12 protein-coding genes are annotated in these 12,304 nt (G+C 42.2%); 4 read left to right on the forward strand and 8 right to left on the reverse strand.

The genetic code is table 11. The features are described 5' to 3' along the window. Window positions 1–5: 5 nt before the first annotated feature. Genes fusA through rpsL form a run of 3 tightly spaced genes read right to left on the reverse strand, consistent with a single transcriptional unit; the run spans window position 6 to window position 3,041 of the window. The gene (gene fusA, locus Q0037_RS05195; RefSeq protein ID WP_297516370.1) at window positions 6–2,150 is read right to left on the reverse strand and encodes an elongation factor G; all 2,145 of its coding nucleotides are present in this window, start codon (window positions 2,148–2,150) and stop codon (window positions 6–8) included. Between the two features lie 10 nt (window positions 2,151–2,160). Further along, window positions 2,161–2,637 carry a 30S ribosomal protein S7 gene (rpsG, locus tag Q0037_RS05200; protein WP_073361328.1) on the reverse strand — a complete coding sequence of 159 codons (477 nt, stop codon included), beginning with the start codon at window positions 2,635–2,637 and terminating at the stop codon, window positions 2,161–2,163. A 23-nt stretch (window positions 2,638–2,660) separates the two neighbouring features. Next, window positions 2,661–3,041, reverse strand: coding sequence for a 30S ribosomal protein S12 (gene rpsL / locus Q0037_RS05205; protein ID WP_073361330.1), 381 nt, complete (start codon window positions 3,039–3,041; stop codon window positions 2,661–2,663). Window positions 3,042–3,272: 231 nt separating this feature from the next. Here rpsL and Q0037_RS05210 point away from each other — a divergent pair, with 231 nt between their 5' ends. Both Q0037_RS05210 and rlmB read left to right on the forward strand, forming a co-directional pair. Then, window positions 3,273–4,937 (forward strand): BamA/TamA family outer membrane protein, encoded by a 1,665-nt coding sequence (locus Q0037_RS05210; protein ID WP_297516376.1) that lies wholly within the window; start codon window positions 3,273–3,275, stop codon window positions 4,935–4,937. A 62-nt stretch (window positions 4,938–4,999) separates the two neighbouring features. Next, entirely contained in the window at window positions 5,000–5,734 is a 735-nt protein-coding gene (gene rlmB / locus Q0037_RS05215; RefSeq protein WP_297516377.1) for a 23S rRNA (guanosine(2251)-2'-O)-methyltransferase RlmB, read from the forward strand. Between the two features lie 139 nt (window positions 5,735–5,873). Here rlmB and Q0037_RS05220 read toward each other — a convergent pair whose 3' ends face one another. Next, complete coding sequence (locus tag Q0037_RS05220; protein ID WP_297516378.1) at window positions 5,874–6,638, reverse strand: rhomboid family intramembrane serine protease; 765 nt, start codon at window positions 6,636–6,638, stop codon at window positions 5,874–5,876. Window positions 6,639–6,761: 123 nt separating this feature from the next. On the opposite strand from Q0037_RS05220, the gene Q0037_RS05225 reads away from it, so the two are divergent. Next, on the forward strand, window positions 6,762–8,039 hold the full coding sequence (locus tag Q0037_RS05225) for a replication-associated recombination protein A (RefSeq protein ID WP_297516379.1): 1,278 nt from the start codon (window positions 6,762–6,764) through the stop codon (window positions 8,037–8,039). Here the strand turns inward: Q0037_RS05225 and Q0037_RS05230 are convergent, their stop codons facing one another. From Q0037_RS05230 to radC, 3 genes are read right to left on the reverse strand one after another with little or no spacing between them, the layout of a single operon-like run. Beyond that, entirely contained in the window at window positions 8,040–8,789 is a 750-nt protein-coding gene (locus Q0037_RS05230; RefSeq protein WP_297516380.1) for a hypothetical protein, read from the reverse strand. Next, window positions 8,782–9,480 carry a YjjG family noncanonical pyrimidine nucleotidase gene (locus tag Q0037_RS05235; RefSeq protein WP_297516382.1) on the reverse strand — a complete coding sequence of 233 codons (699 nt, stop codon included), beginning with the start codon at window positions 9,478–9,480 and terminating at the stop codon, window positions 8,782–8,784. The genes Q0037_RS05230 and Q0037_RS05235 overlap by 8 nt, the downstream gene beginning before the upstream one ends. Then, window positions 9,477–10,160 carry a DNA repair protein RadC gene (radC, locus tag Q0037_RS05240; RefSeq protein ID WP_297516384.1) on the reverse strand — a complete coding sequence of 228 codons (684 nt, stop codon included), beginning with the start codon at window positions 10,158–10,160 and terminating at the stop codon, window positions 9,477–9,479. Before radC ends, Q0037_RS05235 begins: the two co-directional genes overlap by 4 nt. 97 nt (window positions 10,161–10,257) lie before the next feature. Between radC and Q0037_RS05245 the strand changes: the two genes are divergently transcribed. Next, window positions 10,258–10,905: a DUF1287 domain-containing protein gene (locus Q0037_RS05245; protein WP_297516386.1), complete on the forward strand. Its 648-nt coding sequence runs from the start codon at window positions 10,258–10,260 to the stop codon at window positions 10,903–10,905. Between the two features lie 30 nt (window positions 10,906–10,935). On the opposite strand, the gene murC is transcribed toward Q0037_RS05245, so the two are convergent. Further along, window positions 10,936–12,291 (reverse strand): Mur ligase family protein, encoded by a 1,356-nt coding sequence (gene murC / locus Q0037_RS05250; RefSeq protein ID WP_297516388.1) that lies wholly within the window; start codon window positions 12,289–12,291, stop codon window positions 10,936–10,938. Window positions 12,292–12,304: the final 13 nt, after the last annotated feature.

The raw sequence follows: 12,304 nt of genomic DNA on the forward strand, positions 1-12,304 counted from the left end.
AAGAATTAAGCGTTACCTTTTGCTTTTTTGATTACCTCATCAGAGATGTTAGAAGGCGTTTGTTCGTAGTGTGAGAACTCCATAGTGGACGTTGCTCTACCCGATGACAATGTACGCAACGTAGTCACGTAACCAAACATTTCAGAAAGTGGCACATGCGCTTTGATTACTTTTGAACCGGCACGATCACCCATGTCGTTCACTTGTCCTCGTCTGCGGTTAAGGTCACCTACGATATCCCCCATGTTTTCTTCTGGTGTAATCACTTCGATTTTCATGATAGGCTCAAGAATTACAGCACCCGCTGCTTTTGCAACTTCTTTGTATCCTAATTTAGCCGCCATTTCAAAAGATAGTGCATCCGAGTCAACAGGGTGGTACGAACCATCCAACAAGGTTACTTTCAAGCTATCCACTGTATACCCCGCTAAAGGCCCTTGTTTCATCGCTTCTTTAAACCCTTTCTCTACAGCAGGAATGTATTCTTTTGGTACGTTACCTCCTTTTACTTCATTCACAAACTGAAGACCCACAAATCCTTCTTCGGCAGGCTCCAAACGGAAAACGATGTCCCCGAATTTTCCACGTCCACCCGATTGCTTTTTGTAGACTTCGCGGTGTTGCGCTGTTTTTGTGTATGCTTCTTTGTACTCTACTTGTGGTTCACCTTGGTTTACTTCTACCTTGAACTCACGTTTCATACGGTCAACCAAGATGTCTAAGTGCAACTCTCCCATCCCTGAGATGATTGTTTGTCCTGAAGCTTCATCAGTACGCACGGTAAATGTTGGATCTTCTTCAGCCAATTTAGCCAAAGCCATACCCATTTTATCAACGTCAGCCTTCGTTTTAGGCTCAATCGCGATACCAATTACAGGATCAGGAAACTTCATCGATTCAAGGATGATCGGGTGTTTCTCATCACACATGGTATCCCCCGTTTTGATATCTTTAAAACCTACAGCAGCTCCAATATCACCCGCTTCGATAAATTCGATTGGGTTTTGCTTGTTAGCGTGCATTTGGTAGATACGAGAAATACGTTCTTTATTCCCTGAACGTGTGTTCAAAATGTAAGAGCCCGCATCCAAACGACCTGAATACGCTCTAAAGAATGCCAAGCGACCTACATAAGGATCGGTTGCAATTTTGAACGCCAAAGCCGCAAAAGGTTCTGTTACATCAGGACGACGTGTAATTTTAGTTTGCTCTTCTTCGGGAAGATCAGCATCATCAGGGTGAATTCCTTGGATACCCTCTTTATCTACAGGTGAAGGCAAATATTTACAAACGGCATCCAACATAAATTGAACTCCTTTGTTTTTAAATGACGAACCACACATCATAGGAATGATGGCCATGTCAATAGTAGCCGCACGTAGGGCATTGTTGATTTCGTCTTCGGTAATAGAGTTTTCATCCTCCATATACTTATCCAAAAGGTTCTCATCGTATTCCGCTACAGCTTCAATCAAGGTAGAGCGGTATTGTCTTACTTCATCTACCATTTCCGCTGGAATATCAACGATGTCAAAAGTAGCGCCTTGTGTTTCCTCATGCCAGATAATAGCTTGGTTTTTTACCAAATCCACTACCCCTTTGAAGTCCATTTCATCCCCAATTGGCAATGTGATGGCTACTGCATTGGATTTTAACATGTCACGTACTTGCTGACAAACGGCCAAGAAGTTAGACCCTTGACGGTCCATTTTGTTTACGAATCCCATACGAGGAACACGGTATTGGTCGGCTAATCTCCAGTTGGTTTCGGATTGAGGCTCTACCCCATCCACCGCAGAGAACAAGAAAACCAATCCATCCAATACACGTAACGAACGGTTTACTTCTACCGTAAAGTCAACGTGACCGGGAGTATCGATAATGTTAAAGTGATATCCTTTTGTTTCAGGTAAATTTTTACCTTGTTCGGTTGGGAAATTCCACGTACAAGTGGTTGCCGCCGAAGTAATGGTAATACCACGCTCTTGCTCTTGTGCCATCCAGTCCATGGTAGCCGCTCCATCGTGAACCTCACCAATCTTGTGAGACTTCCCAGTGTAGAACAAAATACGCTCAGTCGTTGTCGTTTTTCCAGCGTCAATGTGCGCTGCAATTCCGATATTTCGGGTATATTTTAAATCTCTTGCCATCGCTTAAAAATTAAAATCTAAAGTGAGAGAATGCTTTGTTAGCTTCTGCCATTTTGTGTGTATCCATTCTCTTTTTCACAGCCGCACCTTCTTCTTTTGCTGCAGCTAAAATTTCAGAGGCTAGTTTACCCGCCATGGATTTCTCGTTTCTTTTGCGTGCATAAAGGATTAACCATTTCATCGCCATAGAGATCTTACGATCGGGACGAATTTGCATCGGGATTTGGAACGTAGCTCCACCCACACGACGTGAACGAACTTCTACGTGAGGCATCACGTTTGTTAATGCATCCTTCCAAATTTCTAAAGCAGATTTTTCTGCATCTTGCTTTTTAGTTTCTACGATTTCCAACGCAGAATAAAACACATTAAAAGCAATTGATTTTTTACCATCCCACATTAAGTTGTTCACAAAACGGGTGACCAATTGATCGTTAAATTTTGGATCCGGTAAAAGCGGTCTCTTTTTGGCCTGTCTTTTTCTCATTTCTTCTGATTAAAAGTTTTTAATTACTTTTTGTCTTTTGGGCGTTTTGCTCCGTACTTTGATCTTCTTTGAAGACGTCCGTTAACTCCGGCCGTATCCAAAGCACCACGTACGATGTGGTATCGTACCCCTGGCAAATCTTTCACCCTTCCACCTCTCACTAATACTATCGAGTGCTCTTGTAGATTGTGTCCTTCTCCTGGGATGTAAGCATTCACCTCATTACCATTGGTCAAACGTACACGCGCAACTTTACGCATGGCTGAGTTTGGTTTTTTTGGCGTAGTGGTGTAAACACGCGTACAAACCCCTCTTCGTTGAGGACAAGAATCCAAAGCAGCCGATTTACTCTTCTTAGCGATTTTGGCTCTTCCAGTTCTTACTAATTGTTGAATTGTTGGCATAATTTAAATAATAAATTTACTTATGTTTACTTTACCCGCATTTTACGGGGTTGCAAATGTATAAATTATATTTAATAAAAAAAATCATGTTTATTTATTTTTTTCACGCTAACCATTTGTATTGTAAAGCCTTGTGTTTTTCACAAATTCAAGCCTTTTTTATCTTCGTTAATTTGCAATAAACATACCGAGACATCGTTTTTTACGTTATTTTTACCACAAATCCTCGTGATGCGAATACTGATGTTATTTTGTTTGGGTTGTAGCTTTTTCCTTTGCCAGGGACAAAAACAGTATTTAGAGATTACCACAGCCGAAAAAAAAGTCCAAACCCTTCTCGAACAATTCAATTACCAAAAGCAACACGATTCGCCGCAAAAACTTCAAGACGAACTGGCACGCGTGCTGCTCCAATTGCAAAAAACGGGATACATCGAAGCGCATTACGAATCGCCTACCGCCGTCAATGACACCTTAGTCAAAGCTCCTTTGAAAGCAGGTCGTTTAATCTCATGGATGCAACTGCAAGCAAGCTCCGGAATGGCCTCATTGCCCGAATCCCTTCGCCCCAAAACACCTGTAACGCTACCCTTTTCAGAATGGGACCCGTGGGTGAATGGGTGGGTAAAAAAATGGGAACGCAACGGCTATCCCTTGGCTAGCGCCCAACTCACCGATATCCGCGTGGTACAAGACACCTTAAAAGCAACCCTAAGGGTGCAACCGGGCAAACCGCGAAAGGTAAATGCTATTGTGGTTAACGGCTATGACAAATTTCCTGCCAGCTATAAAAAAGAACTCGAGCGCTTATTTCGCAACCAAACATTCAACCAAGAAAACTTAGAAAAACTCCACAAAACCATAGGACAGTTTCGTTTTGCACGCGTCACGAAATACCCCGAAATCTTATTCACCACCGATTCCACCAAAGTATTTGTTTATTTGGAAAAAGTGCGCGCCAACACCTTCGATGGTTATCTTGGATTTGCTAATTCCGACGGTCAGCAATTGGTTTTTAATGGATACCTCGATGTGAGTTTGACCAATGTCTTAAACAACGGCGAACGGATGAATCTATATTGGAAAAGCAATGGTGAGGAGCAACGTACGTTTAATGTACTCTTTGATCAGCCTTACATTTTCAAAACACCCCTAGCGCTGAAAGCACAACTCAATATTTTTAGGCAAGACAGTACGTTTCAAAATACACAAACCAATATCGATATAGGCTACTGCCTCAATTATGCTTCTCGGGTGTACCTCGGCTATCAAGCCATGGAATCGAGCGATATCAATAATGCCAATACCGCTTTACTCCGTGATTTTAAAAATCGATTTCTCACCGCGCAATGGCTCTGGACTGTTCGGAATACGGAAGAAGACGCGCTCTTGTTTCCCGACAAAACCCAACTTTCGCTAAAACTGGGTTGGGGATCCCGAACGGCTTTGGAACAAAAAAACAGTCAGTTTCAAGGACAATTAAACCTCCACCATCAAATCTATTTGAACAAACGCAACAGTATTGCCCTGCGGAACCAAACGTTTGTATTGCAAAGTACATCGTACCTGACCAACGAACTCTTTCGCTTTGGCGGGATTAATTCGGTACGCGGTTTTAATGAAAACACACTACAAGCCAACTTTGTTTCAGCTCTTCTTAGCGAATACCGCTACACCTTGAGCAATACTTTGTACCTCCACAGCGTACTCGATTACGGCTATTTTCAAGACCAAACCACCAATATCAATGGAAATTTGTTGGGTATCGGGTTTGGATTTGGACTCTTGAATAAAAATGGATTACTCAACTTTGTCTACGCCAACGGCACCACCAACGACCAAGCCATCAAATTGAATAACTCGATTGTACAAATCAGTTTGAAAACAATTTTCTAACAGCAATAAACCGTTTCCAAAAGCATTCCCAAAACCAACGGCAGAATTCCTATCTTTGCCGCATGGAAAAAGAAAACCAAATTTTTGGCATACGTGCCGTCATTGAGGCCATTCATGCTGGAAAAGAAATTGATAAAATTTTTGTGCACAAAGAAGCCCAAGGCGATTTAATGCGGGAATTGATGAAAACGCTCAAAGCCAACAACCTCCCGTTTACGTATGTACCTGTCGAAAAACTCAACCGCCTTACACATCTCAACCACCAAGGCGTTGTGGCTACCATTGCGCCAATCCAATTCCAATCGCTAGAATCCATGGTCGAAAACGTATTGGAAACAGGTAAAAAACCGTTGTTTCTGATTCTTGATCAACTCAGCGATGCCCGAAACTTTGGTGCCATCATTCGCACCGCAGAATGTACCGGTGTAGACGGCATTATCATTTCCAAAACGGGGGCGGCTCCCGTCAATGGCGATACGGTGAAAACCTCTGCCGGTGCCGTTTTTAATGTACCGATTTGTAAAGTAGACCATATCAAAGATGCCGTATTTTACCTGCAAGGCAGCGGTATTAAAACCGTTGCGGCCACCGAAAAAACCGAGGATACGCTTTATGCAGTTGACTTTACCGAACCCGTAGCCATCATCATGGGAAGCGAAGACCGGGGCATTAACCCATCGGTATTGAAAATTGTCGATGAAAAAGCCAAACTTCCCCTTTACGGAACGATTGGTTCCTTAAATGTATCTGTGGCTTGTGGCGCCTTTTTATACGAAGCCGTACGTCAACGCTTTTAAGGATTGGGAGCAACACGTTCCAATTTCTTTTGAAGCCCTCTCCCGCTTTACGCTGTATCCCTCCACTGCGTTACGGGGATGCCGCTTCAATCGGGGCTATACAAGGACGGCTATCGATCTAAACAAAACGCCGAAGGACTTATTCTTCGGCATTTTTGTAAATATAATTGATTTGAATAGGAGTGCCTTTTGTTCCCATCTCTTCTTCATACTCCACAAGGATCTCTTCTAGTTTTGGGGGATTTACAAACTGACCATTTTCATCAAAACGCCGCATAAACGGATCGTTTTCTGGATTAAAATCAGGATGTTCCCAGTCGTAACGGTATTCTGAAATATAGTCGGGTGTTTTAAACACAAAAGCCATGATCATCCCGGTTACAAATCCACCCAAATGACCTTCCCATGAAATCCGTGGATCAACTTCGGGAAACACATACCACACCATCCCGCCATAAACCACAACGACCGCAAAAGACAAGGCCATCAATCGGTAGTAACCGGTGCGCAATCCTTTAAAAAAAATAAAAGAAACCAGTACATAAATGAGTCCGCTAGCCCCCAAATGCACATTCGGCCGTCCAATGGCCCAAGTAAATAAACCTGAAAATAGAATTCCGAAGACCAATACTTTCAAGGATAGATCACGGTAAAAATAAATCAACGCCATCGTCAATACAAACAAGGGCAAACTGTTGTTGGTTAAATGCTGCCAGTCGGCATGAAGAAATGGACTGCAAATAATACCCACTAATCCTTCCGTCGTTCGGGGAAGAATACCCAAAAATCTTGGACTCATATTGGCCCAATCCAACCCCAAAAACACAGCCCAAAGGGTCACCAAAAAAAGGGTGGGCAACAGCCAAACGACAGGGGTATATTTAAAAATATGGGCGTCTCTCATAATTTACTCCTTACAAATATATGACCAAAGTTGGATTTCTGCTAAAATGGCAGGATACGGAGTTTGGGGAAAGGTTTTCTTCTTAACTCCTTTTTTTTACCTTTAGCACTCAAATTGATCCGTATGGAAGCACCCTTAGCCGAACGCGTTCGCCCGCACAAACTTGAAGACTATATCAGTCAATTGCACTTGGTAGGTCCACAAGGTTCCCTAACCCAACAAATTGCTCGTGGCGTGATTCCTTCCATGATTTTTTGGGGGTCGCCTGGAACAGGAAAAACAACGTTAGCGCAAATTATCGCCCGACAAAGTGACCGCCCGTTCTATGAATTGAGTGCCATTAATTCGGGAGTGAAAGACGTTCGTGATGTTATTGACAAAGCCAAACAAAGCGGCGGTATTTTTACCACAAAAAATCCGATTCTTTTCATCGATGAGATTCACCGTTTTAGCAAGTCACAGCAAGATTCGTTGTTGGGTGCTGTCGAAAAAGGATGGGTTACGCTTATTGGGGCTACCACCGAAAATCCAAGTTTTGAAGTTATTCCCGCTTTACTTTCCCGCTGTCAGGTGTATGTACTGAATCCTTTTACCAAAGAGGACTTATTGGCGTTACTGGAGCGTGCCATGAAGATTGACGCGCATTTGGCACAGAGAAACATCGTGATTCAAGAATATGAGGCCCTGTTACGCTTATCGGGCGGTGATGGACGAAAACTTCTCAATATTTTTGAGCTCGTCGTGAATGCCACTCCAGGCGATGACGTAGTAATTACCAATGCTAAAGTATTGGAATTGGTGCAACAAAACACGGTGCTTTATGATAAAACTGGCGAACAACATTACGATATTATTTCGGCCTTTATCAAATCGATTCGTGGGAGTGACCCCAACGGTGCGGTGTATTGGTTGGCCCGCATGTTGGAAGGTGGTGAAGATGTAAAATTTATTGCCCGCCGAATGCTCATTTTGGCGAGTGAAGATATTGGTAATGCCAATCCCACGGCTTTAATCATGGCCAACAATACCTTTCAAGCGGTGACAGCAATCGGCTATCCTGAAAGTAGAATTATCCTAAGCCAATGTGCGATTTATTTGGCTACTTCTGCCAAAAGTAATGCAAGCTATATGGCCATTGGGGAAGCCCAAGCTTTGGTGAAACAAACAGGCGACTTACCCATTCCGTTGCATTTACGAAATGCTCCTACCAAGTTGATGAAAGAGTTGGGCTATGGCGAAGAGTATGCCTATGCGCACAACTATGCCAATAATTTTATCGAACAAGAATACCTGCCCGATGCCATTCAAGAAACAAAGTTTTACGAACCTGGGAATAACGCTCGGGAAAACGAACTGCGTAAATTTTTACAAAACCGATGGAACGACAAATACGGGTATTAATTACAATCCCGAAATATACTGTGGGACAATGCGAAGTTGATTTTCTTCATAATATTCCCAAAACCATTGTTGATTGCGGTACAGGAAAACCCCTTTAGGCGCATTGTTTTGGGTGACCAAAAAACAATCCCTAGAGCTAGTTTTGTAAAGCACTAATATTGGAGCTAAACCCTTCTGTTCATACAACCCAATCGTATGCTCGGAAAGTGTTCGCGCATCTAAATATTGTTCCAAGGTAACTTTTCGCTCGGGAAGCGGCGCCTTTCCTTCTAGAATCAATTGGGGTTCTGGTGTGGTGGTAGTGGGTTCACTTTCCGTTGTACTTGTAGTAAAAAGAGTACGATTTTTTAAAGTTGTAAATTGATCCATGGCAGCCCGTGTAGCCTCAATGTAGGCATAGCGGAACTCTTTTTCGCGACTCGTACCTTCAGGGGAAATCGCTATTTCGTTGCCTTCGTAATCCAAAATGAAGACTTGGATTCGTGTAATAAAAAAATTACTCTTTTTTTTGATAATCACCCCATATTCGTTGGGTGCTATTCTTTTGGAGAGTGTTTTTTCGGTCACATCGGTCATGATAACCGCTTGATATTGATATTTTTCAAAATACAAGCGCAACAGCGTACTAATCCCGTATTGATCAGGGGAACTCATGAAATCAAACTTTTCAGGGATTCGAATCACCTGACTCTGCAGGGGAGCTATCGATAAAAGTCCAATAAAAAAAAGGAAGAATACGGATTTATGCATAAGAAAAAATTGGTTTTAATTCGTGTAAATCGGTTACTTGAAGTATAGTCTCAGGAATCACTATTTTGAATTCATTAAAAAAAATAGCCTGCATGCCCACATCGAGCGCCCCTTGCACATCGGCCTCTAAACAATCCCCTATCATCACGGCTTGTTGAGGAGCACATTGCGCAGCCGACAAGGCCACTTGAAAAATCTTTGGATGGGGCTTTTTGACCCCTGCCGTTTCGGAATTGGTAATGGTTTGAAAAAACTTTTCAATCCCCGAATTTTTTATTTTTTTATCCTGTACCGTTTGAAATCCGTTAGTAATGATATGAAGTTTATAATGCGGTTTCAAAAACTCCAAAAGATCCAAAGCACCGTCATACAAATGATTATTCAAAGGCAAGTTTTGGATGTACGCCTCCGATAGTTCATGAATTAACGAATCGGAAATAGCGTAATCCAAACGGTCAAAGGTTGCTTTCAAACGTCCGTACCGTAATTCCGCTTGGGACACCAAATCTTTACGATATTGTTCCCAGTACCACCGATTTAAAGGCACATAATGCGTCAAGAAATCAGAGAGCGGAACATCAACTTCAAACTGATGTAAAACAGACTCAAAAGCCAATGCGGAATTCCGTTCAAAATCCCACAACGTATGATCTAAATCAAAAAAAATATCAGTAATTCCTTTCACCTTCATAAAATTCCTTCATCGGCAAAGCTTAAATATCCTGTTTCTGTAATGATTACATGATCCAAAACCAAAATATCCAAATGTTGGCCAGCTATTTTTAAACGTTGGGTGATGGCCCGATCGGCTTCGCTGGCTTGCAATTTTCCCGACGGATGATTGTGGCTCAAAATTAGCGAAGTTGCTTGGTTTTCCAATGCCGATTTAAAAATTAAACGAATATCAACAATAGTTCCAGTGATGCCTCCTTTGGACAATACCGCTTTGTGAATAATTCTATTGGAATTGTTTAAATACAACACCCAAAACTCTTCGTGGGGTAACTCACCAATGAGGGGTTGCATAATATCGAATACCGTCTTGCTCGACGTAATTTTGACTTTATCTTGAACTTCCTCCATCCGACGACGCCTTCCGAGTTCGAGCGCTGCAGCTATCGTTATTGCTTTGGCTTCACCGATACCGCGAAAGGCCATAAGTTGTGCTATCGTTTGTTTGCCAAGCGTATTCAAATTGTTTTGGGATTGGGCTAAAATACGTTGTGCCAATTGAACGGCACTTTCGTTTCGGGAACCTGACCCAAGTAAAATGGCTAGTAATTCGGCATCGGAAAGGGCAATTTTGCCTTTGAGTAAAAATTTTTCTCGCGGCCGATCATCTTCAGCCCATTGGGTAATTGGAGTATACATAAACTATTGGCTTTAAAATCAGTAACGAATTTCGGGTATTTTTTTTGAAAAGACAAAATAAATAAGTGATTCAATTCGTTTTTACCGAAAGTACCTTATGAATCAACTATTTCTTTTCGTCCTTTTATTTTTTTCTTGCCAAAAGTCGCCTCAAAATGCCAAGGTTTTGCAAGGTACTTCCTCCAACCCCTTTATGGACATAAAACCGATAGCTTCACCTAAAAATTTTGGTGAAAAGCTATCCAATGCCGCGTTGCAAGTTATTGACTCCTCGGTAGTCTATACCCCCGATTATGTGTCGCTTCGTTACCCAGGAGGCGATGTTCCCCCAAAAACTGGGGTTTGTACCGATGTGGTGATTCGCGCCTTTCGAAAATGCACCATAGATTTGCAAAAGGAAGTACACGAGGACATGAAGGCCCATTTTGAGCGATATCCTACGATAAAAAAATGGGGATTGAAAACTACGGATAAAAACATTGACCACCGACGTGTTCCCAACTTGGAAGTGTTTTTCAGTCGCAAAGGCAAAAAATTAGCGCTTAGTAACAATCCTTCCGATTATTTACCAGGGGATATCGTAACGTGGTTGGTAAATGGAAAACTTCCCCATATCGGCATTGTCACCCACATCAAAAATGAGGGTATTCCTATGATAGTGCATAACATTGGCAGTGGACAAATCATCGAAGCTTGCTTATTTAAATACCCTATGGTAGGCCATTTTCGATATGATGGCAAATAAAAAACTCCGACATATCATCGGAGCTTTTCATTATTCAATTAATCCTTTAACCTCATCAAAATGGAGTCCACCATAATTACCTGAACTCATGAGCAACAAGGCCGTGTGATCTAAATCGTAGGCAAACAAAAACGATTTAAATTCATCGGGATTCGTGTAAATAATCAAATCATTTCGCTTGAACGATTGTGCAATTTGCTCGTAGGTAACTTCTTCCAGTTGTTTAATTTTTACCGCATCAGGGGAATAGAACACTACAGCCACATCGGCCGCATCTAGAGCCCCTTCATATTCTTTTAAAAAAGCAGCGTTTAAGCTACTGTAGGTATGCAATTCAAGACAGGCTACCAATTGGCGGTCGGGATACTGGTTTTTAACCGCTTTGGTCGTAGCGGCGACTTTACTTGGGGAATGCGCAAAATCTTTATAAGCGACTTTAGTAGCACTTTCGGCAATTTTTTCCAATCGTTTGGAAGCGCCCTTGAAAGTGGCTATGGCTTCATAAAAATCGGCCTCATCCACACCCATACATTGGCAAACCCATTTGGCTCCAGCGAGATTATTGAGATTATGTGCCCCAAAGACTTCGATAGGCATAGGGCCTTCGGGGGTATCTAGCAAGGTTTTTCCATTTTTCACTTCATAACTTGCCGTTTGATACGGAATTTTACGAATAGTGTTTTGGGTCCCTTCGGCCACTTGCTTCACGTGGACATCTTCTTCATTATAAATCAAAATGCCGCCTTGCGTGATTTGATCTACAAAAATCTCAAATTGATGAACGTAATTTTCAAATGTGGGAAAAACGTTGATATGATCCCAAGCGATACCTGAAAGTAGGGCAATATTGGGTTGGTACAAATGAAATTTTGGACGTCGATCGATGGGAGAAGACAAATATTCATCGCCTTCCAAGACGATAAAATCATTGGTTTCGGTAAGATGAACCATGGTGTCAAAACCTTCCAACTGCGCCCCTACCATGTAATCTACTGGAATATTATGGAAATGCATCACATGTAAAATCATGGACGTGATGGTTGTTTTACCATGCGATCCTCCAATGACCACACGGGTTTTATGTTTGGATTGTTCGTACAGAAATTCGGGATAGGAATAGATTTTTAACCCCAACGCTTGGGCCCGTAATAATTCGGGATTATCGGCTTTGGCGTGCATTCCTAAAATCACAGCATCAATATCGGACGTTATTCTCTCGGGAAACCACCCCATCGCTTCGGGCAGTAAGCCTTTTTTTTGTAAACGTGATAAAGAGGGTTCAAAAATGGCATCATCGCTTCCTGTGACCTGAGCCCCTTTTTGATGAAGGGCTAAAGCTAAATTGTGCATGGCAGCCCCGCCTATCGCTATAAAATGTGTTCGCATATGTTTTGGACAA

The organism is Flavobacterium sp. (assembly GCF_027482425.1).
Lineage (GTDB): Bacteria > Bacteroidota > Bacteroidia > Flavobacteriales > Flavobacteriaceae > Flavobacterium.

Coding starts and splice junctions, on each gene's coding strand:
- fusA (WP_297516370.1), bottom strand. CDS start 2,150: ATGGCAAGAGATTTAAAATATACCCGAAATATCGGAATTGCAGCGCAC.
- rpsG (WP_073361328.1), bottom strand. CDS start 2,637: ATGAGAAAAAGACAGGCCAAAAAGAGACCGCTTTTACCGGATCCAAAA.
- rpsL (WP_073361330.1), bottom strand. CDS start 3,041: ATGCCAACAATTCAACAATTAGTAAGAACTGGAAGAGCCAAAATCGCT.
- Q0037_RS05210 (WP_297516376.1), top strand. CDS start 3,273: ATGCGAATACTGATGTTATTTTGTTTGGGTTGTAGCTTTTTCCTTTGC.
- rlmB (WP_297516377.1), top strand. CDS start 5,000: ATGGAAAAAGAAAACCAAATTTTTGGCATACGTGCCGTCATTGAGGCC.
- Q0037_RS05220 (WP_297516378.1), bottom strand. CDS start 6,638: ATGAGAGACGCCCATATTTTTAAATATACCCCTGTCGTTTGGCTGTTG.
- Q0037_RS05225 (WP_297516379.1), top strand. CDS start 6,762: ATGGAAGCACCCTTAGCCGAACGCGTTCGCCCGCACAAACTTGAAGAC.
- Q0037_RS05230 (WP_297516380.1), bottom strand. CDS start 8,789: ATGCATAAATCCGTATTCTTCCTTTTTTTTATTGGACTTTTATCGATA.
- Q0037_RS05235 (WP_297516382.1), bottom strand. CDS start 9,480: ATGAAGGTGAAAGGAATTACTGATATTTTTTTTGATTTAGATCATACG.
- radC (WP_297516384.1), bottom strand. CDS start 10,160: ATGTATACTCCAATTACCCAATGGGCTGAAGATGATCGGCCGCGAGAA.
- Q0037_RS05245 (WP_297516386.1), top strand. CDS start 10,258: ATGAATCAACTATTTCTTTTCGTCCTTTTATTTTTTTCTTGCCAAAAG.
- murC (WP_297516388.1), bottom strand. CDS start 12,291: ATGCGAACACATTTTATAGCGATAGGCGGGGCTGCCATGCACAATTTA.